The sequence below is a fragment of the Ruegeria sp. CI1 genome, from assembly GCF_056536925.1.
In genome coordinates, this window is the sequence record NZ_JBQFQP010000019.1 from 1 (window position 1) to 19,726 (window position 19,726).

General features: G+C 55.5%; 22 protein-coding genes and 2 pseudogenes. 9 read left to right on the top strand and 15 right to left on the bottom strand.

What is annotated here, in order from left to right; all coding sequences use genetic code 11:
• Positions 1-1,147: COG4223 family protein (locus ACR0LZ_RS18860; RefSeq protein ID WP_480751589.1), on the top strand; the 1,147-nt coding region annotated here is incomplete at its 5' end.
• A gap of 10 nt (positions 1,148-1,157) precedes the next feature.
• Positions 1,158-2,657, top strand: coding sequence for a heme biosynthesis HemY N-terminal domain-containing protein (locus tag ACR0LZ_RS18865; protein ID WP_480751591.1), 1,500 nt, complete (start codon positions 1,158-1,160; stop codon positions 2,655-2,657).
• Between the two features lie 70 nt (positions 2,658-2,727).
• Here the strand turns inward: ACR0LZ_RS18865 and ACR0LZ_RS18870 are convergent, their stop codons facing one another.
• The 7 genes from ACR0LZ_RS18870 to ACR0LZ_RS18900 form a co-directional block, all read right to left on the bottom strand.
• Positions 2,728-3,192 carry a PTS sugar transporter subunit IIA gene (locus ACR0LZ_RS18870; RefSeq protein ID WP_480751592.1) on the bottom strand — a complete coding sequence of 155 codons (465 nt, stop codon included), beginning with the start codon at positions 3,190-3,192 and terminating at the stop codon, positions 2,728-2,730.
• A gap of 61 nt (positions 3,193-3,253) precedes the next feature.
• Complete coding sequence (gene hpf, locus ACR0LZ_RS18875; protein ID WP_480751593.1) at positions 3,254-3,817, bottom strand: ribosome hibernation-promoting factor, HPF/YfiA family; 564 nt, start codon at positions 3,815-3,817, stop codon at positions 3,254-3,256.
• 252 nt (positions 3,818-4,069) lie between these two features.
• Positions 4,070-4,828, bottom strand: coding sequence for an LPS export ABC transporter ATP-binding protein (gene lptB, locus ACR0LZ_RS18880; protein ID WP_480751594.1), 759 nt, complete (start codon positions 4,826-4,828; stop codon positions 4,070-4,072).
• On the bottom strand, positions 4,828-5,319 hold the full coding sequence (locus ACR0LZ_RS18885) for an LptA/OstA family protein (protein WP_480751595.1): 492 nt from the start codon (positions 5,317-5,319) through the stop codon (positions 4,828-4,830). The genes lptB and ACR0LZ_RS18885 overlap by 1 nt, the downstream gene beginning before the upstream one ends.
• Before the next feature lie 3 nt (positions 5,320-5,322).
• Positions 5,323-5,922 (bottom strand): LPS export ABC transporter periplasmic protein LptC, encoded by a 600-nt coding sequence (locus ACR0LZ_RS18890; RefSeq protein ID WP_480751596.1) that lies wholly within the window; start codon positions 5,920-5,922, stop codon positions 5,323-5,325.
• 9 nt (positions 5,923-5,931) lie between these two features.
• The gene (locus ACR0LZ_RS18895) at positions 5,932-6,900 is read right to left on the bottom strand and encodes a KpsF/GutQ family sugar-phosphate isomerase (protein ID WP_480751598.1); all 969 of its coding nucleotides are present in this window, start codon (positions 6,898-6,900) and stop codon (positions 5,932-5,934) included.
• Positions 6,897-7,511: a ribonuclease D gene (locus ACR0LZ_RS18900; RefSeq protein ID WP_480751600.1), complete on the bottom strand. Its 615-nt coding sequence runs from the start codon at positions 7,509-7,511 to the stop codon at positions 6,897-6,899. Before ACR0LZ_RS18900 ends, ACR0LZ_RS18895 begins: the two co-directional genes overlap by 4 nt.
• 199 nt (positions 7,512-7,710) lie before the next feature.
• Here ACR0LZ_RS18900 and ACR0LZ_RS18905 point away from each other — a divergent pair, with 199 nt between their 5' ends.
• From ACR0LZ_RS18905 to ACR0LZ_RS18930, 6 genes and pseudogenes are all read left to right on the top strand, one after another.
• The gene (locus ACR0LZ_RS18905; RefSeq protein ID WP_480751701.1) at positions 7,711-9,042 is read left to right on the top strand and encodes an MFS transporter; all 1,332 of its coding nucleotides are present in this window, start codon (positions 7,711-7,713) and stop codon (positions 9,040-9,042) included.
• Between the two features lie 54 nt (positions 9,043-9,096).
• On the top strand, positions 9,097-9,525 hold the full coding sequence (locus tag ACR0LZ_RS18910) for an Lrp/AsnC family transcriptional regulator (RefSeq protein ID WP_480751601.1): 429 nt from the start codon (positions 9,097-9,099) through the stop codon (positions 9,523-9,525).
• A gap of 114 nt (positions 9,526-9,639) precedes the next feature.
• Positions 9,640-10,746, top strand: a complete 1,107-nt coding sequence (locus tag ACR0LZ_RS18915; protein ID WP_480751603.1) for a saccharopine dehydrogenase family protein — start codon at positions 9,640-9,642, stop codon at positions 10,744-10,746.
• Positions 10,747-10,764: 18 nt separating this feature from the next.
• On the top strand, positions 10,765-12,264 hold the full coding sequence (gene amaB / locus ACR0LZ_RS18920) for an L-piperidine-6-carboxylate dehydrogenase (protein ID WP_480751604.1): 1,500 nt from the start codon (positions 10,765-10,767) through the stop codon (positions 12,262-12,264).
• A 132-nt stretch (positions 12,265-12,396) separates the two neighbouring features.
• The gene (locus ACR0LZ_RS18925; protein WP_480751605.1) at positions 12,397-13,113 is read left to right on the top strand and encodes a transglycosylase SLT domain-containing protein; all 717 of its coding nucleotides are present in this window, start codon (positions 12,397-12,399) and stop codon (positions 13,111-13,113) included.
• A 7-nt stretch (positions 13,114-13,120) separates the two neighbouring features.
• Positions 13,121-14,464: pseudogene (locus ACR0LZ_RS18930) on the top strand (FHIPEP family type III secretion protein); the annotation flags it as partial.
• On the opposite strand, the pseudogene ACR0LZ_RS18935 reads toward ACR0LZ_RS18930, so the two are convergent.
• From ACR0LZ_RS18935 to ACR0LZ_RS18970, 8 genes and pseudogenes are all read right to left on the bottom strand, one after another.
• Positions 14,434-14,952: pseudogene (locus tag ACR0LZ_RS18935) on the bottom strand (flagellar basal body L-ring protein FlgH); the annotation flags it as partial. The pseudogenes ACR0LZ_RS18930 and ACR0LZ_RS18935 overlap by 31 nt on opposite strands.
• A complete protein-coding gene (gene flgA, locus ACR0LZ_RS18940; protein WP_480751607.1) occupies positions 14,952-15,368 on the bottom strand; it encodes a flagellar basal body P-ring formation chaperone FlgA in 417 nt (138 codons plus the stop codon). The gene flgA and the pseudogene ACR0LZ_RS18935, both read right to left, overlap by 1 nt.
• A complete protein-coding gene (gene flgG, locus ACR0LZ_RS18945; RefSeq protein ID WP_480751609.1) occupies positions 15,368-16,153 on the bottom strand; it encodes a flagellar basal-body rod protein FlgG in 786 nt (261 codons plus the stop codon). The genes flgA and flgG overlap by 1 nt, the downstream gene beginning before the upstream one ends.
• 22 nt (positions 16,154-16,175) lie before the next feature.
• Entirely contained in the window at positions 16,176-16,886 is a 711-nt protein-coding gene (locus tag ACR0LZ_RS18950; protein WP_480751611.1) for a flagellar hook-basal body complex protein, read from the bottom strand.
• Positions 16,886-17,158: a flagellar biosynthetic protein FliQ gene (locus ACR0LZ_RS18955; protein ID WP_480751613.1), complete on the bottom strand. Its 273-nt coding sequence runs from the start codon at positions 17,156-17,158 to the stop codon at positions 16,886-16,888. Before ACR0LZ_RS18955 ends, ACR0LZ_RS18950 begins: the two co-directional genes overlap by 1 nt.
• 3 nt (positions 17,159-17,161) lie before the next feature.
• Positions 17,162-17,452, bottom strand: coding sequence for a flagellar hook-basal body complex protein FliE (gene fliE, locus ACR0LZ_RS18960; RefSeq protein ID WP_480751615.1), 291 nt, complete (start codon positions 17,450-17,452; stop codon positions 17,162-17,164).
• Between the two features lie 12 nt (positions 17,453-17,464).
• The gene (gene flgC / locus ACR0LZ_RS18965) at positions 17,465-17,851 is read right to left on the bottom strand and encodes a flagellar basal body rod protein FlgC (RefSeq protein WP_480751616.1); all 387 of its coding nucleotides are present in this window, start codon (positions 17,849-17,851) and stop codon (positions 17,465-17,467) included.
• A 14-nt stretch (positions 17,852-17,865) separates the two neighbouring features.
• Positions 17,866-18,255, bottom strand: a complete 390-nt coding sequence (locus ACR0LZ_RS18970) for a FlgB family protein (RefSeq protein ID WP_480751618.1) — start codon at positions 18,253-18,255, stop codon at positions 17,866-17,868.
• An 87-nt stretch (positions 18,256-18,342) separates the two neighbouring features.
• Between ACR0LZ_RS18970 and ACR0LZ_RS18975 the strand changes: the two genes are divergently transcribed.
• Positions 18,343-19,680: a FliI/YscN family ATPase gene (locus ACR0LZ_RS18975; protein ID WP_480751619.1), complete on the top strand. Its 1,338-nt coding sequence runs from the start codon at positions 18,343-18,345 to the stop codon at positions 19,678-19,680.
• Positions 19,681-19,726 lie beyond the last annotated feature (46 nt).

Here is a 19,726-nt window from a genome sequence, read left to right on the forward strand (position 1 = left end):
AGCCGAAGCCGAAGCCGAAGCCGAAGCCGAAGCCGAAGCCGAAGCCGAAGCCGAAGCCGAAGCCGAAGCCGAAGCCGAAGCCGAAGCCGAAGCCGAAGCCGAAGCCGAAGCCGAAGCTAAGCCTTCGACTGTTTTTGCAGAAAGAACGCAATTTCCAGAGGAAAAAAGGCAAAATGGGTTCTGGCCTACGGCGCTTGGGGGCGCGGTTGCAGCAGCTATTGGTTTTTTTGTCGGCCAAACCGGATTGTTCAGCTCGACAGAGGGCGAAATCGATCAAACCATTTCGACAATTGAGGCGAAGGTCGAGCAACACGCCCAGTTGTTCGACTCGCTTGGAAAGCAGATGGACGGCAGCGAAGCGGCTGACCTGTCGACTCTTTCCGAACAGGTGTCCGGACTGTCTGGGCAAATAGCACCGGTGGTTTCGGAATTGGACGTCTTGAAAACTCAGATTGAATCTTTGAGTTCGGTACTTTCCCCGCTCGAATCCCGCATAGCTGATCTGGAAAAACGCCCAATACAAAATGGAGATACGCGAGAGGTTCCAGATGCGTATCTGACAGAATTGGATAAGCTACGCGACTCCCTTTCAGTACAGCGGGCCGAGATCGAAAAGATGGTGAATCAGGCCAAAGCACTGGAGGTGAAAGCTTCGGCTGAGGCATTGGCGGCGGCCAACCGCGCGGCTGCATCAGGTCTACGCAGTCAGCTGGATTCTGGTGCCGCGTTTGAGATTCAAGTTTCCCAACTCAAGAACGGTGGCGTAGAGGTTCCTCAATCCTTGGTTGGCCCTGCGGCCGAAGGTGTTGCAACAATGGCAAGCTTACGGAATGGCTTTCCGTCGGCGGCTCGCAATGCATTGGCGGACATCCGTGAAACCGAAAAAGGTTCCGGGATTCTTGCATTTCTCGAACGACAGACTGGCGCCAGGTCTGTCACTCCTCGGGATGGCACTGATCCGGATGCTATCTTGTCACGCGCAGAAGCCGACTTGACAGCTGGTGACCTGGGCAAGGCATTGGAAGAGATCGGCACTCTGCCAGAGGCCGCGCAACCTGCAATGGCGGCGTGGGTTGAACGCGCGCGAACCCGCCAAGACGCCGTATCCGCCGCAGATGCGCTTGTGCAAAGCGTGAATTCGAACTGAAAGGCCCGCCATGTTTTGGTCATTGCTTAAGATACTGGTTTTTGTCGCCATCATCGGCCTTCTGGCGATGGGTGCCGCCTTTCTTATGGAGGCTAGCGGCGGTGTTCAGATCACCGTTGCGGGCACCGAATATACGTTGGGGCCGCTGCAGTCCGCTATAGGGCTTGTGATTTTGGTCGCGGCCGTTTGGCTGTTCTTCAAGCTGCTAAGCCTGTTGATCGCTACGCTGAAGTTCCTCAACGGAGATGAAACCGCCTTGTCGCGCTATTTTGACCGGGGCCGGGAACGGCGCGGTTATCAGGCCCTGTCAGAGGGACTGATGGCTTTGGCTTCAGGGGAAGGGCGTATTGCGATGTCCAAGGCCACAAAAGCAGAAAAGCTGTTGAAAAAGCCGGAACTGACAAATCTGTTAGTAGCCCAAGCCGCCGAGATGACCGGGGATACCAAAAGAGCTTCGGAAACGTACAAGAAACTGGTGACAGAGCAATCGACCCGGTTTGTCGGTGTGCGCGGGATAATGAAGCAAAAGTTGGCTGAGGGCGATGATGATACCGCGCGCAGGCTTGCGGAAAAGGCGTTGGCCCTGAAACCGCGGCACGAGGAAACGCAGGATGTGCTGCTTAAGCTTCAGACCAAGGCGCAGGACTGGGCCGGGGCGCGGTCGACCCTGACGGCAAAGCTGAAATCAGGAACGTTGCCGCGCGACGTCTACAAGAGAAGGGATGCTGTGCTGGCGCTGTCCGAAGCCAAAGGGCTGCTGGACGAGACTGCCGCTATCGAGCAACAGGAACGCGCGATCGAGGCAAATCGCTTGTCCCCCGATCTGGTGCCTGCGGCCGCGATGGCGGCGCGCGCGCACATCGCCAAAGGCAAGCCACGCAACGCGGCCAAGATCCTGAAGAAGGCGTGGGAGGTCCGGCCGCACCCGGATCTGGCCCACGCGTTTGCCGAAATCGAACCCGACGAATCTCCGACTGAACGGGTCAAGCGGTTTTCGGCACTGACTCGCATTCACCCGGATAACCCTGAGACCCGCCTGATTCTGGCGGAGCTTAACATTGTGGCCGAGGATTTTCCCGAAGCTCGCCGTGCGCTGGGCGATGTTGTGGAAAAACAAGCGGATGCACGGGCCTATACCCTGATGGCTGCGATCGAACGGGGTGAGGGAGCGTCGGACGCGATTGTGCAGGGTTGGCTCGCAAAGGCATTGAATGCGCCGCGTGGTCCTCACTGGGTTTGCGAGAACTGTCACGACATTCACGTGGAATGGAGACCTGTCTGCAAGAACTGCAACAGTTTCGATACGCTAAGCTGGCAAACGCCCGACACCCCTGAGATTGCCTCGGCGACAGGTGTACACATGCTGCCACTGATCATCGGAGCCCTGGAAGACCAGAGCGAAAAAGACGTCCATGAAGAGGAACTCGAGGAAAACACGGGCGAACAGGCCACTCCGCCCCGGATCATCGATGCTGATGTTGAATTGATGGATACCAACGGCAAAACATGAGGTGTTGTCATTTGTGAACAGCCCCGGTTTTGCAAGAGTTCTTTTTTTGGGGTGTCTCGTGTTCGCGGCTTTAGGCTGCCTGAACCGAATGAGGTTCGGTAAGGATGGTATAGAGCTTGACCGGATCAGGATTTGACCGGAGTTTCGTGCAAACCGAAGCGTCTCTGAGCGTACGCGAGACCAGCGCCAACGCTTTTAGGTGTTCAACACCGGCCTCTTCCGGCGCAAAGAGTGAAAAGGCAAGGTCGACCGGTTGTCTGTCGACTGCGCCAAAATCAATCGGCTTTTCAAGCATGACGAATACGCCTGCGACCTTTTCCAGGCCTTCCAGCCGAGCATGGGGTAGAGCAACACCATGCCCGACTCCGGTCGGCCCCAGGCTTTCCCTTTCGAGCAGAGATTCGACGACAGTCTGAGCGTCCAGCCCAAGTGCCAAAGCCGCTACGTCTCCTATTTCCTGAAACAGGCGCTTTTTGCTGGAAGCGGCTGACAGAACCCGGACCGCTTTGGGTGAAAGGATGCTCGAAAGCTCCATCGATTTTGCTCCATGGATGTGCCACCGGATATCCGATGGCACATCTCTGTTGTCTTGCCTATTACGGATCGATCCAGCCGATATTGCCGTCATCACGGCGATACACGACGTTCAGTCCGTCCTTGTTTTCGTTCCGGAACACCAAAACCGGGGCCCCCGCGAGTTCCATCTGCATTACAGCCTCGCCTACACTCAACGACGGGATCTTGGTTTCCATTTCCGCCACAATTATCGGCTGAAGCGACTCCGGTTCTTCAGAATTGCCCGAGTCGTTCGACGCGAGGATATAGGATGATGCTCCAAAAAGTTCAACCGGCTCGGCGCGGTCGCGGTGGTGATCCTTTAAGCGGCGCTTGTAGCGGCGTAGCTGCGTTTCCATTTTATCGCAGCATCCTTCGAATGCCGCATAGATTTCGGTGGCGTGCGCCTTGGCCTGCGCCGTCAGCCCAGTTGATAGGTGTACAGTTGTCTCGCACACATATTCATGCGCTGAACGGGAAAAGACGACGTTGGCGTCTGTCGGTCTTTGGGCATACTTGCCCACGACTTCGCCCAGTTCGGTCTGCACGTGGGTCTGCAATGCCTCACCGATGTCGATCTGTTTACCGCTGATTTGATAACGCATGTGATCTCCTTCACAATTCGCACCCGTTCTGACGCCACACAAGTCGGCGTGCCTGTTTTTATCGGGTGTGGGGTAAAGACATTTCCAAGGATAGTCTACCATCATACCCTTCAGCGAAGGGACATCGAGATCCAGACTGGAACCGAAGAATTGTCATGAGTCAATTGAGGCAAGAGACGCGCGGAGAGTCAATCAAAACAGACGTGTTCTTTCAAGAAATCCGCCATGCGCCCAGCGACGAACAGTCGCCGGTCAGGAAATCCGGAAGTTTTCACCCAGATAGACCCGGCGAACATTCTCGTTTTCGACCACTTCGGTGGGTGTGCCGGACATCAGAACTTGACCGTCATGCAGGATATAGGCGCGATCCACGATTTCCAGCGTTTCTCGCACGTTGTGGTCGGTTATCAAAACGCCAATTCCCCGCTTTTTCAGGTCCGAAACAAGGTGGCGGATGTCGCCGACGCTGATCGGATCCACGCCAGCAAAGGGCTCGTCAAGGAGCAAGTACTTGGGGTCTGCGGCCAGGCAGCGCGCAATCTCGACGCGGCGACGTTCACCGCCTGAAAGCGCCAAGGCGGGGGCACGTCGCAAATGCTCTATCGAGAAATCCGAAAGCAATTCCTCAAGACGCTCCTTGCGCTTATGGCTGTGCTTGACGGTGATATCCAGAACCGCGGCTATGTTGTCCTCGACACTCATGCCACGAAAGATCGACATTTCCTGAGGAAGATACCCTATCCCCATCCGGGCCCGCCGGTACATTGGCAGCGTCGTCGCATTCTGACCGTCGATGGTCACTGTACCCCCTTCGGGAAAAACCAGGCCTGCCACAGCATAGAACGTTGTAGTCTTACCTGATCCGTTCGGGCCAAGCAGGGCAACAACTTCGGACCGATCAAGCGTCATCGAGACGTTTCGGATAACTGTCTTCTTGCGATAAGATTTCCGTAGCTTGTCGATCTTCAGCCCGGAAGAACCTTCGGCAACTGTAAGGTTTGGACGATTCATCAATTGTTGCCTGTGTTCAGGATGGTTTTGACCCGGCCAACCATCTGAGCTGTTCCGGTTTTGAGGTTCACTGTCATCTTGCTGGATGTCAGCGCGTTTTCACCCTGTGTCAACAGCACGTCGCCACTCATCACGATGACTCCGGTATCGATGGAATAGTCAGCGCGCTGCGCCTGTGCTGCATCCGGACCGCTTACCAGAACCACATCACCTATAGCTTCAAGCCGCTCAATACCTGACTTTTCCTGATTGTATATCACAAGGACTTGCTGTGCGGACAGCCGCATCTCACCTTGCCTGATAAAGACATTACCCTTGAATTCCGCCGATCCGTCTTCCTGATTCACATCCAAGGTGTCTGAAGTGACTTCAACTGGCAGCGACGGGTCAGCCTTGACCGACCCGAATGCGACATTGGCCCCTTGCGCGAATACGGGAACTGCCCCAAAGATCAGAGCAAAACAAAGGGTCAGTGCACGAAAAACATTCACGGGTTATCTTTCCGGTTTTTGAGGGTCATATATCAGTTGGACCCCGTCTGTAAAAAGAATATGGAGGGGCGCTTCCTTTTTTTCAGCCCCGAAATTCATGGCGCCGGCGGTGAATTCCCCGATTGGTCCAGCGCCGGCGATTTCTGCCGGAGAGTTTCCACGGATCTCGTCCAATGATGTGTTCAGCTGTTCCGTAGAGACTCTAAGACCATCTGAAGTTGTGATAATTACGTTTCCGGAAAACGTGGCGCTGCCCTGATCTGGACGCAAAGTACCGAGTTCAGCGGTCAAAGTCAGTTCGTTTCCATTCACCAGCCGATATCGCGCGCGCAGATTTTGGGCTTCGGCAGGCTTGTCGTCAGAGCTAGGTCGAGCAGCGCTTGCCGACACAAGAATTTCTTCTCCCTTTTCAGTCACACCCGAAAAAAACGGGCGCGTGACCTGCTGACCGCTTAACCGTTCATCCATCTCGCGCCCGGAAAATGGGGTCGAAACATTGGTGTCGATACTGCGCGACAGCAGGAAAACGGTAGAAAGCAAAGCAATTGCCGCAAGCGGCAGCAGTACCTTGAAGAACTGCACCTTGCGGGAATAGCTGTCCACTTCTTTCTCCTATCCCAAACCCACGCGAAGACAGTCGTGAATATGAAGAAGACCCAGCGGTTTGGTCGGCCCCTCTTCCTCAACAACGAAGAGCGAGGTAATTTTGTGTTGATTCATAACTGCAACCGCCTCTTCGGCCATGGCTTGGGGCGCTATCGTCGTTGGGTTGGCAGTCATGACGTTTTGAGCGGTTTGGCTCAGCAATCCGTCCATGTGTCGGCGAAGATCGCCGTCGGTGATGATGCCAACCAGGTCCCCGCTGGTGTTTTGAACACCGGCCACGCCAAAAGCTTTCTGGCTGATCTCGATCAGCGCTTCGCTCATTGGGGTGTCCAGGGAAACCAATGGCAGGGCGCCTCCTGAGTGCATCAGGTCACAAACCTTGCTGAGACGGGCACCCAGCTTGCCGCCCGGATGGAAATCGCGGAAATTTTCCGGCTGGAAGTTTCGGTATTTCATAAGCGCGATGGCCAGCGCATCGCCCATGGCTAACGTCAGTGTAGTCGAGATCGAAGGCACCATGCCAAAACCGCAGGCCTCGCCCATCGACGGGATCAGCAGGTGCACATCGGCTTGTTTCATCAACGTGCTTTCGGGCTTGCTGGACAAACCGATCAATGGGATTCGGAATCGGCGTGTAAAGGCTAGCAAGTTGGCCAGTTCCGGTGCCTCGCCCGAGTTCGAGATTGCCAGAACGACATCGCCCTCGGACAGCATGCCTAGGTCGCCGTGGCTGGCTTCTGCCGGGTGCACAAAATAGGCGGGCGTTCCGGTGCTTGCGAGCGTCGCGGCGATCTTGTGGCCGATATGACCGGATTTTCCAATGCCGCTGACAATGATACGGCCGCGGGCATTGAGGATCAGTTCGACCGCCTCGACGAATTGGTCGTCAAAGCTGTCGGCCAGCACCTCTAGCGCCTTGGCTTCGTCGGTGACCACTTGTCGGGCAGTGCTCAGAAATGCGTCAGGGTTGGTCATGAGTGAGCAAATATATCCGTTTCGGGCCAACCCGCGAGATCCAGCTTGGCGCGCATGGGCAGAAAATCGAAACAGGCTTTGGCAATCTCAGATCGACCTTCGCGATGCAGGCGCTGGTTAAGTTCTTCACGCAAGCGGTGCAGGTACAGTACGTCGGAGGCTGCATATTCCAGTTGCGCGTCGGTCAGCGTTTCCGCGCCCCAATCGCTCATCTGCTGCTGTTTCGAAATATCTACGCCGATCAGTTCTTGGCATAAGTTTTTGAGGCCGTGGCGGTCAGTGTAGGTCCGGACTAGGCGGCTGGCAATCTTGGTGCAATAGACAGGTGCCGCCAACGTGCCAAAAGCGTGGTACATAGCGGCGATGTCGAAGCGGCCGAAGTGGAACAGTTTGAGAACATCGGGATCTTCCAGCATGGCGCAAAGGTTGGGTGCTTCGGTCTGACCCTTTTCAATCTGAACAATGTGGCTGTCGCCATCTCCACCGGACATCTGGATCACGCACAGCCGGTCGCGGTGTGGATTCAACCCCATGGTTTCGCAGTCGATGGCCACGATTGGGCCCAAATTCACACCATCTGGAAGATCGTTTTTGTAAAGGTGATTAGCCACGCGAAAGTCCTTTGTGCCGTACTGGACCCGAGATAGGCGGTTTGTCGAGCAAACTCAACTGGGGCAGCGCGGGAGTCTTCATGCGGAACAATCGACGCGACCAGAGAAGACACGCCAAAATCCCACCCGCGAATTGTGTTTTCGGAGCCATAATCTGGGACTAGGAATGGTGCAGAGGTTTTCTCGTCTGGAGGCAGGTGTGCTGAATATCCTGAAAAATCGAGTGTATCGTCACCTGTTTGCTGCTCAGATCGTGGCGCTGACCGGAACCGGTCTGGCCACCGTGGCGTTGGGATTGCTGGCGTATGACCTTGCCGGAAAAGCAGCTGGCCTGGTTCTGGGAACGGCGTTGACCATCAAAATGATTGCCTATGTCGTGGTTGCCCCGATTGCCGCGGCATTTGCTGAACGAGTCGATCGCCGACGCATGCTTGTGGCATTGGATCTGGTGCGCGCCGCCGTCGCGATCTGCCTGCCTTTCGTCACCGAAATCTGGCAGGTTTATGTCCTCATATTCGCTCTGCAATCCGCTTCGGCTGGATTCACACCGGCGTTTCAAGCCACTATTCCCGATGTGTTGACGGATGAGCGCGATTATACGCGCGCCCTGTCGTTGTCGCGGTTGGCGGTTGACATGGAAAGTCTGGTTAGCCCGATGCTAGCCGCCGTATTGCTGACGCTAGTGAGCTTCGACAATCTGTTCTGGGGGACAGGGATCGGCTTTGCCTCATCCGCCTTGCTGGTTGTATCGGTGGTTCTGCCGATGCCGATGCCGATGCCGAAGCCGACGGCGCGCCGCGGTATATTTGACCGGACCACGCGAGGTGTTCGGATTTATCTGAAAACCCCTAGGCTGCGGGGGTTGCTGGCTTTGAATTGGGTGGCTGCGTCGTTGAGTTCGATGGTAATCGTGAATACGGTTGTGATTGTCAGATCTGGCTTAGGAATGCCGGAAAATGCAGTCGCCCTTGCACTGGCGGGGTTTGGCGGCGGGTCTATGGTCGCAGCTCTGATTTTGCCCCGCGTTCTGGATCGCTTAGAGGACCGCGGCGTCATGCTGACGGGCGCAACCATTGCAACAGGGGCCATGGGAGTAACGTCTGTTTGGTCCATGCTATCTCCGCTAAGCCTGCCTGTTCTTTCCTTGCTTTGGGCATTTGTAGGGTTTGGGTATTCGGTGACCCTCACGCCATCAGGTCGTTTGCTCACACGCTCTGCTCATGCGGTGGACCGCCCCGCCGTCTTTGCGGCACAGTTTACTCTTTCTCATGCCTGTTGGCTGATCTTTTATCCGCTGTCAGGCTGGTTGATGACCGTTTATGGATTGAGCGTTGTCACTACGTTTTTGACTTTGGCATCTGTGGTTGGCGTGACAATGGCTTTTTCTCTTTGGCCACGCAACGGCATGGCGCCGATTCCGCATAACCATCCCGAGTTGCCACCGGATCATCCTCATCTGGCGAGCGGGACCCCGCACAGTCATGCTGTGATAATCGATGAATTTCATCCAAGATATCCTAAACAGCCTTGAGGCCAGGGATAGAGATTGTCTAACTCTGAACGACAAGACGCCGTGGGAGCCTGAATGGATCAGCTGGACCGCCGAATAATTTCTGCCCTGCAGTACAACGCGAGGGAATCGACTACCAAGATTGCGGCCAAACTGGGTGTTGCCCGAACGACCGTCCACGAGCGCATCTCTCGAATGGAAAAGAGGGGTGAGATCGCAGGATATTCCGTGGTTCTGCGCGAACCGCAGGACGAAAGCACGGTTCAGGTCGTGGTTCTGTTGGAGGTTCAGCAAAAAGAGACGTCCAGGATCATCAAACGGCTGGAGGCTTATCCTGAGGTTAAGTTGTGCCTGTCGATCAATGGTGAATTCGATCTGCTTCTGTCGGCCGAGGCTCCCAGGATCGAGGATCTGGATGTTCTGGTGGACGAGCTTGCGGAAATTCCGGGTGTCCTTCGCACCAATACAAGCGTCGTATTCGGACGGCGAATTGACCGAGGCTGACATATCGTCAGAATCTACGTCATAACGACGAAATCACGAGTCGTTTCGTCAATCCGCACTCTACAGATCGGACAGCGAATAGGTCACACTTTCTGACAAAGAAGGAGATGTGCCATGCGCTGGAATATTTGCGTAGTCGGGGCCGGAAAGATCGGCCAGATGATCGCGACGTTACTCAAAACCTCGCCCAACTACACCGTCACCGTGGCTGATCACGATCTGGTTGCCTTGTCGGTGCTGAAAAAGATGGGCGTCGCCACAAAACAGATTGATGCCAGGGACGAGGTGGGTTTGGCCGAAGGCCTCAAGGGCTTTAACGCCGTCATCTCGGCAGCGCCATTTTTCCTGACGCAAGTGATTGCCAAGGCCGCAAAAAAGGCGGGCGCGCATTATTTCGATTTGACCGAAGATGTAGCGGCCACCAACGCCGTGCGGGAACTGGCCGTGGACAGTAAAACCGCGTTCATGCCGCAATGCGGATTGGCGCCCGGATTTGTTGGAATCGCCGGGGCGGCCCTGGCAGCTGAGTTCGATAGCATCGACACTCTGCATATGCGCGTCGGAGCCTTGCCTCTCTATCCGACCAATGCGCTCAAATACAATCTGACCTGGTCTACCGATGGGCTGATCAACGAGTACTGCAATCCCTGTGATGCCATTGTGAACGGAATGCGGGTCAAGACTGCGCCGCTGGAAGACTATGAACTGCTTGGTCTTGATGGTGTCGAATACGAGTGCTTCAACACGTCCGGAGGGCTTGGAACCTTGCCGGAAACGCTTGACGGTAAGGCGCGCTCCGTTTCCTATCGTTCGATCCGGTATCCGGGGCATCGTGACATCCTCAAATTGCTTCTAAACGATCTGGGGCTGGAGCGCCGGCGGGATCTGATGAAAGAAATTTTTGAGTCCGCTCTCCCACGTACCGATCAGGATGTGGTCCTGGTCTATTGTACCGCCAAGGGCACGATAGACGGACAGCTGCGCGAAAAGTCCTACATCAACAAGTCCTACTCGCGGATGATCGATGGCCAAATCTGGAGCGCAATTCAAGTCACCACCGCCTCGGGTGTGTTGGGAGTGGTTGACCTGATGCGCACCGGTGAGTTGCTCGGTCAGGGCTTTGTCCGGCAAGAACAAGTGCTCCTTTCCGACTTCATGAATACCGAATTTGGCCGCCTCTATCGGGCGGGGGACGCAACGCAACAGAACAAGGCAGCCTGAGAAATGAAAGACATTGTCATGACCGCAGAAACCATTCTTTCGAAACTGGGGCTAAGCACCGTTGAGCTCACCGGAGGAACGCTGAAAGTGACGTCTCCGATCGACGGCAGCCTTCTGGCTGAAGTGCACGAGATGCCGGCGGCGGAGATGGGTGCCGTGATCGGCAGGGCAAAAGCTGCGTTCAAAACGTGGCGAACCGTACCTGCGCCTCGCCGGGGTGAGTTGATTCGACTTTTGGGAGAAGAGCTGCGCGCCGCCAAGGAAGACCTGGGTGCGCTGGTCAGTTGGGAAGCAGGCAAGATCACGTCCGAAGGTCTGGGTGAAGTACAGGAGATGATCGACATCTGCGATTTTGCGGTAGGATTGTCGCGCCAATTGTATGGGCTGACAATTGCCAGCGAACGCCCTGGTCACCGGATGATGGAAACCTGGCATCCGGCGGGTCCCGTTGGTGTGATTTCGGCATTTAACTTTCCCGTCGCGGTCTGGTCGTGGAACGCGGCGTTGGCGATCGTATGTGGCAATCCGGTGATCTGGAAGCCGTCCGAGAAAACGCCGCTGACCGCGTTGGCCTGCCAGAAGATTTTCGAGCGAGCGGTGGCTCGGTTCGGGGACGCCCCAGACGGATTGCTGCAAACTCTGATCGGTGGGGTCGAACTTGGAAAAATACTGGTCGAATCGGAAGACGTGCCAATCATTTCGGCGACCGGTTCTACTCGCATGGGTCGTGCTGTGGCGCCCATCGTGGCGGCCCGATTTGGCAAGTGTATTCTGGAATTGGGCGGCAACAACGCCATGATTGTCGGCCCATCGGCGGATCTAGAGATGGCGGTACGTGCGATCGTGTTCTCGGCCGTCGGGACCGCCGGGCAACGTTGCACCAGCTTACGCCGCCTGATCGTGCATGATTCGATCAAAGAAGACTTGGTGGTTCGGTTGAAAAAAGCCTATGCTGGCTTGCCCATCGGCAATCCGTTGAACGAAGGTACTCTGGTCGGCCCACTTGTCGATGAGGCCTCAGCCAAGGCGATGGCCACGGCACTTGACGCGGCCAAGGCAGAAGGGGGTACCGTGTTCGGTGGATCCCGCGTGACCAAAGGTGTTCCCGCAGGCGGCGTCTATGTGGAACCGGCGATTGTCGAGATGCCGGGTCAGACCGAAACAGTCAAAACAGAGACCTTTGCGCCGATCCTTTATGTGCTGGGGTATGAAGATTTCGCAGAGGCGCTAGAGATCCAGAACGGCGTGCCCCAGGGCTTGTCATCTTGCGTATTCACTCTGAACATGCGCGAGGCGGAGCAATTTCTGTCGGCGGCGGGCTCTGATTGCGGTATCGCCAACGTCAATATAGGTCCTTCCGGTGCCGAGATCGGTGGCGCTTTCGGTGGCGAGAAAGAAACCGGCGGCGGTCGTGAAAGTGGCTCGGATGCTTGGAAATCCTACATGCGTCGACAGACCAACACGGTGAACTATTCCGCGGAGTTGCCGCTGGCACAGGGCGTTAAATTCGACATCTGATCATCGCCTAACTCGAAACGATCCGCCCCGACAAGCCGTCGGTGCGGATTTTCTTTTTGTTCGTGATAACTGTCTGTCAACAGATAGTTGACTAACCTTCCGGGGATCTTGAGAGTTCTTGGAATCGGCAGAATGCCATATGAAATCGCTTTACGTCCGCTTACGACTTTGTTGTTTGCCTCGGTTGGGATAATCTTCGGGGCGGCGTTCGGAAAGGCGGCAACCGATGAACGATTCACCGCAATCTGCGATTTGGCGGCGCAGCGAGCCGCGATGACAGAAGGTGTCCCGCTTGATGTGCTTCGTGCCATCACGCGGGTGGAAACCGGAAGAACGCGAAATGGCCGGCGGACGCCTTGGCCTTGGACTGTGAACCTTGAAGGTAGAGGGTTCTGGTTCGATACCGAAGCTGAAGCCAAAGCGTACGTTACCAAGGCGGTCAAAACCGGTGCGCGCAGTTTCGATGTCGGTTGTTTTCAGATCAATTATCGCTGGCACGGGCACGCGTTTCGATCAGCTGAAGCCATGTTCGATCCGCAGGAAAACGCCAGATATGCAGCTCGTTTCTTGAAGGACTTGCGTGCAGAGCTTGGTTCGTGGCGCGCGGCGGCCGGGGCATATCACTCGAGAACCGAATCGCTGGCTGCGGCCTATTCCAATCGCTTTGAAGCGACCCTGGCCGCCTTGGACGCCACCCCTGAGCCGGAGCCAACAAAAGTAGATGCCGACCCATTCACCCGCATGGCCATCCCGTTGTTCGTGATCCCCGGTTCGGGTGGTGGCGCGACCGCAATGGGGTCGTTGGTGCCGGTGTCAGACAGGCAAAAGGCCTTTATCCGAATTAACTAGGTTGCAAATGCAAAAACTCGACCCCCGTTCCCTTTTTTCCCCAACTGTATTGCTGGCGCTAGCGCTCATGGCTGTTATCGTCATGATGATCTTGCCAATGCCGGCTTGGGTGTTGGACTTGGGTCTGGCCGCTTCTTTCGCGCTGGCAATCCTGATTTTCACGCTCACACTGTTCATCGAGCGGCCGTTAGATTTTTCGTCCTTTCCGACCATTCTTCTTGCTTCGCTGATGTTGCGTCTGTCGCTGAATGTATCCTCGACCAAATTGATCATCGGGCAAGGGCATACGGGGCCAAATGCTGCTGGTGACGTCATCGAGGGCTTTGCCCAATTCATCATGAGTGGCAGCATCTTTTTGGGTCTCGTCGTGTTTGGAGTTCTGTTGATCGTCAACTTTATGGTGATCACCAAAGGCGCCGCACGTATGGCTGAAGTTGGTGCCCGGTTTGCATTGGACGGGATGCCAGGAAAGCAGCTTGCCATCGACAGCGACATGTCAGCCGGTGCAATCGATCACAATCAGGCCAAGGAACGGCGCGAGACTGAACAACAGGAAACCACATTCTTCGGATCGCTCGACGGGGCATCAAAGTTCGTCAAGGGAGACGCTATTGCGGGCCTTCTGATAACACTCCTCAACCTCGTCATGGGATTGATAATGGGCGTCGCGGTACATGGTATGCCACTGTCCGCAGCTCTTGAAACCTATGCAATTTTGACAGTGGGCGATGGTCTCGTCTCGCAGATCCCGGCAGTGATCATTTCAATTGCATCCGCTCTGTTGTTGGCGCGTGGCGGTGCACAAGGGGCTACGGACAACGCCATCTTCTCGCAACTTGGCCGCCACCCCCCGGCACTGGCCACGGTTGGTGTTCTGATGGCCTTGTTCGCCCTGGTTCCGGGTCTACCTTTCGTGCCTTTCATGCTAGGGGCCGGGGTTCTAGGGTTTTTCGCCTTTTCGATTCAAAAAAAACGTCGGGCGGAAGCTGAGGACGCCAATCAAGTTGCCTCTTCGCAGCAGCAGCCCATGGCTCAAGCAATCGGCGATGTTCTGGAACTTGATGACGTACATCTTGAATTTGCACCCGATCTCGTTGCGATGGTTCTGGATCCTGGAACGGGGTTGGATGCCCGGATCGCCAATATGCGCATCCATGTCGCTACGGTTTTTGGTCTGATTCTGCCCGAAATCCGTCTAACCGATCAGAGCGAACTGCCGACCGGCACCTACGTCATTCGTGTACATGGGGTGGAACAGGCCCGTGGTGTTCTGAACCCGGATCTCGTTTTGGCGCTGGTGCAAGAGGGATCGGAGGTGTTGCCGGATGGCAAGGACGTAACCGAACCGGTAGCCGCCACTCGCAAAGTCAGTTTCTCTTTCCGTTTGATCGACCCCTTTCCCTTGGTCGAACTTTCGGAGTCGACTGACACCGCCTCGTCGAAGGAAAAGCCGTCTGGTAACTTGTCTGTCGCTCTTTGCGGCAATCCTAAAAGCTGTGGAACAGCCAAGCTTTCGGACCCGGTTCGAGACCGGTTCGTGTCGTTGGAAATCTCGGCTTTTTCGTCGATTTCAATGACCACTGTAAGAATGTCTCCCTTTTTCATGGCACGCTGATCGCCAAGCAAAGAGCTTTGCCCCCCACTCCAAAGCGAAGACCGGTCGACCGACCTTTGGGGGTGACTATGTGTCGGTAGACCTGGCCACAACATCGCCACATGTTCAGGAGTTTCATTTGAGGACGTGAAGCTGGGTGGTTTGCCAAGGTGGTCCAATCGACCACAGGCCGAGACAGCCAGAGCGGAAAACAGAATGATTGTGCAAGAAGGGTGGATGCCCATTATTTTACCTCAATTCTTCCGTCTGGTCGAACCAGACCGCTTAGCGTTGTTCGGGATGATAAATTCATGACGCGGATGACTTCGCCTGCGGCCCCGCGACCAAGCGCCCGACCGTCAGCACTGATGGAAAGAGCTCCGCGATCGAAAACGATAGTTACCAGATCGTTGCGGTCAACGATGGCTGGCGGGCCGATATCGGCAATACGGATAGGACGGCCGGGATATAGGGCCACCCGCGCCTCTTTGCCGATCGCTTCGGAGGGGCTGGTGATCATTCCATCGACTTCACCAGGCCGTGTCGCGAGATCTTCCATCTGGATGATCTGTTTGGCCCGGATCGTTCGTGTGGGAGCCACGGTGTCGGCCAAACCGATTTTGGCAAGGGAGAGCGCCAATAAAAGAATGAGGTTTCGCATCAGCGCACCTGGGTGGTCGCGCCCATCATCTGGTCGACTGCAGAGATTACCTTGGCATTCATCTCATATCCACGTTGCGCTTCGATCAGTTCTGTGACCTCTCGCACAGCGTCAACGGAACTATCCTCGAGATACCCCTGCCGCAACGTGCCTAGCCCATCCTCACCGGGCACGCCGATGACAGGTGCACCTGAGGCTTCGGTTTCTCGAAACAGGTTGCTTCCGAGCGCTTCAAGTCCTTTGGCGTTTGAGAAACTGGCAAGCGTGAACTCTCCCAGTAGCTGAGCTTCGGTAGAGTCGTCGAAATAGGCATAGACTTGTCCGGAAGGATTGATGGAAATCGAACGGGCGTCGCTTGGAATTGTGATATCTGACGATATCGCGAACCCGTCGGATGTGACAATCAAACCTTCGGCAGATCGTTTCAAACTGCCATCCCGCGTAAATGCTGATTGGCCGTTTGGCAGTGTCACCTCAAGATAGCCGTTTCCGTCGATGGCAATGTCCAGATCGCTGCCTGTCGCGGACAGTGTTCCTTGAGCCAGTTCAACCGTCACCGCGGCAGGCTTTACGCCGAGGCCAAGCTGGATGCCTGTCGGCAGAACCGTGCCATCCGCTGCATTCACGGTGCCGGCCCGTGCCATCTGCTGATAGTGAAGATCAGAAAACTCGGCCCGCCGCGCATTGTAGCCTGTGGTGTTCATATTGGCGAGGTTGTTAGAGATTGTCTCAACCCGCATTTGTTGTGCGGTCATGCCGGTGGCCGCGATTTTCAAGGCGCGCATAGAATTTTTCTCCTTGTAGGGTTCAACGCATCAGGGTTTTGATTGCGCCGCGAACGCGTTCGTCTTCGGTTTCGAGAAAACTCTGCCCTAGTTCATAGGCGCGCTGGACTTCTATCAGGCGGGTTATCTGCTCTATAGCATTGACGTTTGAACCTTCGAGAAATCCGTGGAGGATTCTTGACTCGTTAACGAGCTCCACTTCCCCTTCAACTTTGAATGTCACGCTCCCTTCGCGCGACATGGTGGCCGGACTCGTCGCCCGGTAAACTCCGATTTGTGCCAGAGGCTGTCCGTTGACACTGAGAGTTCCGTCATTTCCCACGCTGATCGAGGCTGCATCAGGAGGTATGAAAATCGGCGCGCCGTTGATATCTAAAACTCGACCACCGTTGATCGAAACAAGATCGCCCTCGGCGTTCGGAGAAAAACCTCCGGCGCGGGTCAGGCGTGTGCCCGATTGCGTCTCCACCATAAAGAATCCCTCGCCGTCGATTGCAAAGTCAAATTGCCCATCGGTTCTGGTCAGGACGCCCGGATTTGTTGCTGTGCTATGAGCCTGTGCACGAGCCATTGATGTTGACGGATAGCGACCGCCACTATGAACGTACTCCGAAAACACGAGACCCTGCTGCCGGTACCCGGTAGTGTTCGCATTTGCGATGTTGTTTGCAACAATGCGGGTTTCATTCATCAAACCGGATTGCCGGGACAGGATGACATACGATGTGTCCATCAATAACCTCCCGAGATAAGGGGAACTAGGGTAGCTTGAAAAAACGACACGAGCGTTTGGGTCATGAACCCCATCGAGACCCAGAACACTGCCACAATAGCGATAAGCTTCGGGACAAAAGTCAGCGTCATTTCCTGAATGGAGGTCAACGCCTGAAACAGGCCAACAGTGAGGCCAGTAACCAGTGCGACTGCAAGAATGGGCACGGAAGTGATGACCGCTATCCAAAGTGCCTGACGCACGATGTCGAAAAACAACCCTTCGCTTAGCATGGATTAAACCGGCATGCGCAGAATTTCCTGATAGGCTTCGACAACCTTGTTGCGAACCGTTACTGCGGTTTCGACTGCCAGTTCAGTTTGCGCCAGCGCCTGAACTAGCGAATGCGGATCAACCTGTCCCACCATGGAGGATTGGACCAGCTCTTCACTATGTTTCAAAGCGGAGGCGAAATCCAAACCCGCCTTGTGCAGGTTTTGGGCGGCACTGTCTTGAGTCAAGTCGGGTCGTGTTGCTGGGCGGGCCGAGGCGTAGTTTTGTGCTGCTGTAGAGGTGAGGATATCCATTCTGGCTGTCCTTTATTTTCGTAACAAATCCATCAGGCTAGCCGACATCTGTCGGGCCTGGTCGAATAACTTGAGGTTGGCCTCATAGCTGCGTTGAGCTTCGCGGGCGTCGGCGACTTCAATCATCAGATCGACATTCGAACCCTCATAGTGGCCGGTTTCATCCGCCATAGGGTGGCCGGGATCGAAAACGCGACTGAGGTCGCGGCGATCAAGGCGAACGCGACCTGCTTGAACGAGGCTGCCTGCATCCGAATTTACTGTCTCAAACGGAATGGTCTTGCGGCGATATCCGGGTGTGTCGGCGTTCGAGATGTTCTCTGAAACGTGTCGCAACCGAGTTGCCTGTGCGCGCAATGCGCTGGCCGAAGTGGCGAGGGATTTTGAAAACTCACTCATTGTCCACCCCAGCCTCACGATTTTCCGAGGCTGATGCGCAACACGTTGAGAGAAGACCGATAAATGGCCAGAGCCCGGTCGTGTTGCCGCTTGATATCTACGGCCTTTAACATCTCTTCTTCGATCGAAACGTTGTTGCCGTTCAGTTCCTCTGGTCCGTTGGCCAGAGTCTCCGGCCAGGTGTAGTTGTCGGAGTCTTGACCATTCAAATGGAGCGCTCGACTCGCCCGCATCTCGACGCCTGAGGACGACTGTTCGAACACCTTTTCGAATGCTTGAATATCGCGGGCCTGGTATCCGGGCGTATCAGCATTCGCCATATTACGAGCAATGACAGATTGCCGTTGCCCGGCATGCGTTGCCATTGCGTACGCTGTCTTAAAGACGTTCAGATCAGTGAACATCGGGGTTTCTCCCTCGATCAATTTCAATCAAGGCTTAACCCCGATTCCTTTAGAAACCGTTGTCGAGCACCAGAGGAGCAAATTTCGATGCATGCACCTGAACCAAGGATGTTGGACGCAGAGTTCAAGGAACTGAGCTATGTACGTCACGTGGGGCGGGTAATCAGTGTTGCACGCGGTGTCATCGACATTAAGAATATTGCGAACTCGGCAAGCGTTGGTGATCGGCTCTGTGTACAGCGCAAATCCGGGCCGCCCTTGACGGGGGAAGTCCTTTATGTCGGGCGTGATACGTGTCACATGTTGCCGGATGCCGCGCCTGAGGGGGTTAGCCTTGGCGATCGAGTTTCGCTGAAACCCGCCAAGTCATTTGCGCCGGGCCAGCACTGGATTGGCCGCGTTATTGACGCTTATGGAAAGCCATTGGACGGCAGGCCACTTTTGCGCGGCATTCAGGCTCGAAACTTGATACCGGCGCCGCCACCAGCTGTTGAGCGTAAGGCGTTGGGCGTACGCATGGCGACCGGCTTGGCGGTTCTGAATACGATTTTGCCGATAGTGCGTGGCCAACGGATCGGTTTGTTCGCGGGGTCTGGTGTTGGAAAATCCACGTTGCTGGCCACTCTGGCCAAATTCATGCAGGTCGATGTAGTGGTAGTCGCGCTGATTGGAGAACGCGGCCGCGAAGTCAATGAATTCGTAGAAAAGGCGCTCGGGGTTCAAGGTATGGCTCGCACCGTTGTCGTTGCGGCTACGTCAGATCAACCGGCTTTGGCGCGCAGGCGTTGTGCTTGGGCGGCTATGTCGGTTGCCGAATTTTTCAGAGATCAGGGGCTGAGTGTTCTGTTCCTTGCCGATTCGGTGACCCGGTTCGCCGAAGCACACCGTGAGGTCGCAACAGCAAGCGGAGAAGTTCCCGCGCTGAGGGGTTATCCCCCATCGGTAACTTCATTAATTGCGGGGTTATGCGAACGTGCAGGGCCGGGGACATCTGAGCAAGGGGATATCACCGCCGTTTTCAGCGTGCTTGTTGCGGGATCGGATATGGATGAACCCATTGCTGATATCCTACGGGGCACTCTAGATGGCCATGTTGTGCTCAGTCGCGATATCGCGGAACGCGGACGCTTCCCAGCCATTGACGTCTCTCGTTCAATCTCCCGCAGCCTGCCCGAGGCAGCCAGCCCTGAAGAGAACGAAATCATTGCCGAAGTACGCAAACTGCTTGGTCGTTACGAGCAATCCGAAGTCTTGGTCAAGGCGGGCCTTTATAACGAAGGTTCCGACCTTCAACTGGATCAAGCCATTCGAGTTCATGGCGAGCTTGATGCTTTTTTTGCCAAGGCCGACGCCAACGATCCCAATGATAGCTTCGAGCGGCTTTCGCTGATTTTGAGGCGCTCCAGATCCGGCCAGGCAAGGTAGATCCGTCCAAACAGTTTACTGACATTTTTAAATATTATGATGGCAT

What these genes read in the sequence shown, in the direction of transcription:
- ACR0LZ_RS18910 (WP_480751601.1), top strand. Translation starts at nt 9,097, where the DNA reads ATGGATCAGCTGGACCGCCGAATAATTTCTGCCCTGCAGTACAACGCG.
- ACR0LZ_RS18870 (WP_480751592.1), bottom strand. Translation starts at nt 3,192, where the DNA reads ATGGAGCTTTCGAGCATCCTTTCACCCAAAGCGGTCCGGGTTCTGTCA.
- ACR0LZ_RS18955 (WP_480751613.1), bottom strand. Translation starts at nt 17,158, where the DNA reads ATGCTAAGCGAAGGGTTGTTTTTCGACATCGTGCGTCAGGCACTTTGG.
- amaB (WP_480751604.1), top strand. Translation starts at nt 10,765, where the DNA reads ATGACCGCAGAAACCATTCTTTCGAAACTGGGGCTAAGCACCGTTGAG.
- ACR0LZ_RS18865 (WP_480751591.1), top strand. Translation starts at nt 1,158, where the DNA reads ATGTTTTGGTCATTGCTTAAGATACTGGTTTTTGTCGCCATCATCGGC.
- ACR0LZ_RS18970 (WP_480751618.1), bottom strand. Translation starts at nt 18,255, where the DNA reads ATGTTCACTGATCTGAACGTCTTTAAGACAGCGTACGCAATGGCAACG.
- ACR0LZ_RS18925 (WP_480751605.1), top strand. Translation starts at nt 12,397, where the DNA reads ATGCCATATGAAATCGCTTTACGTCCGCTTACGACTTTGTTGTTTGCC.
- ACR0LZ_RS18895 (WP_480751598.1), bottom strand. Translation starts at nt 6,900, where the DNA reads ATGACCAACCCTGACGCATTTCTGAGCACTGCCCGACAAGTGGTCACC.
- ACR0LZ_RS18915 (WP_480751603.1), top strand. Translation starts at nt 9,640, where the DNA reads ATGCGCTGGAATATTTGCGTAGTCGGGGCCGGAAAGATCGGCCAGATG.
- ACR0LZ_RS18950 (WP_480751611.1), bottom strand. Translation starts at nt 16,886, where the DNA reads ATGGACACATCGTATGTCATCCTGTCCCGGCAATCCGGTTTGATGAAT.
- flgC (WP_480751616.1), bottom strand. Translation starts at nt 17,851, where the DNA reads ATGAGTGAGTTTTCAAAATCCCTCGCCACTTCGGCCAGCGCATTGCGC.
- fliE (WP_480751615.1), bottom strand. Translation starts at nt 17,452, where the DNA reads ATGGATATCCTCACCTCTACAGCAGCACAAAACTACGCCTCGGCCCGC.
- flgA (WP_480751607.1), bottom strand. Translation starts at nt 15,368, where the DNA reads ATGCGAAACCTCATTCTTTTATTGGCGCTCTCCCTTGCCAAAATCGGT.
- ACR0LZ_RS18975 (WP_480751619.1), top strand. Translation starts at nt 18,343, where the DNA reads ATGCATGCACCTGAACCAAGGATGTTGGACGCAGAGTTCAAGGAACTG.
- hpf (WP_480751593.1), bottom strand. Translation starts at nt 3,817, where the DNA reads ATGCGTTATCAAATCAGCGGTAAACAGATCGACATCGGTGAGGCATTG.
- lptB (WP_480751594.1), bottom strand. Translation starts at nt 4,828, where the DNA reads ATGAATCGTCCAAACCTTACAGTTGCCGAAGGTTCTTCCGGGCTGAAG.
- flgG (WP_480751609.1), bottom strand. Translation starts at nt 16,153, where the DNA reads ATGCGCGCCTTGAAAATCGCGGCCACCGGCATGACCGCACAACAAATG.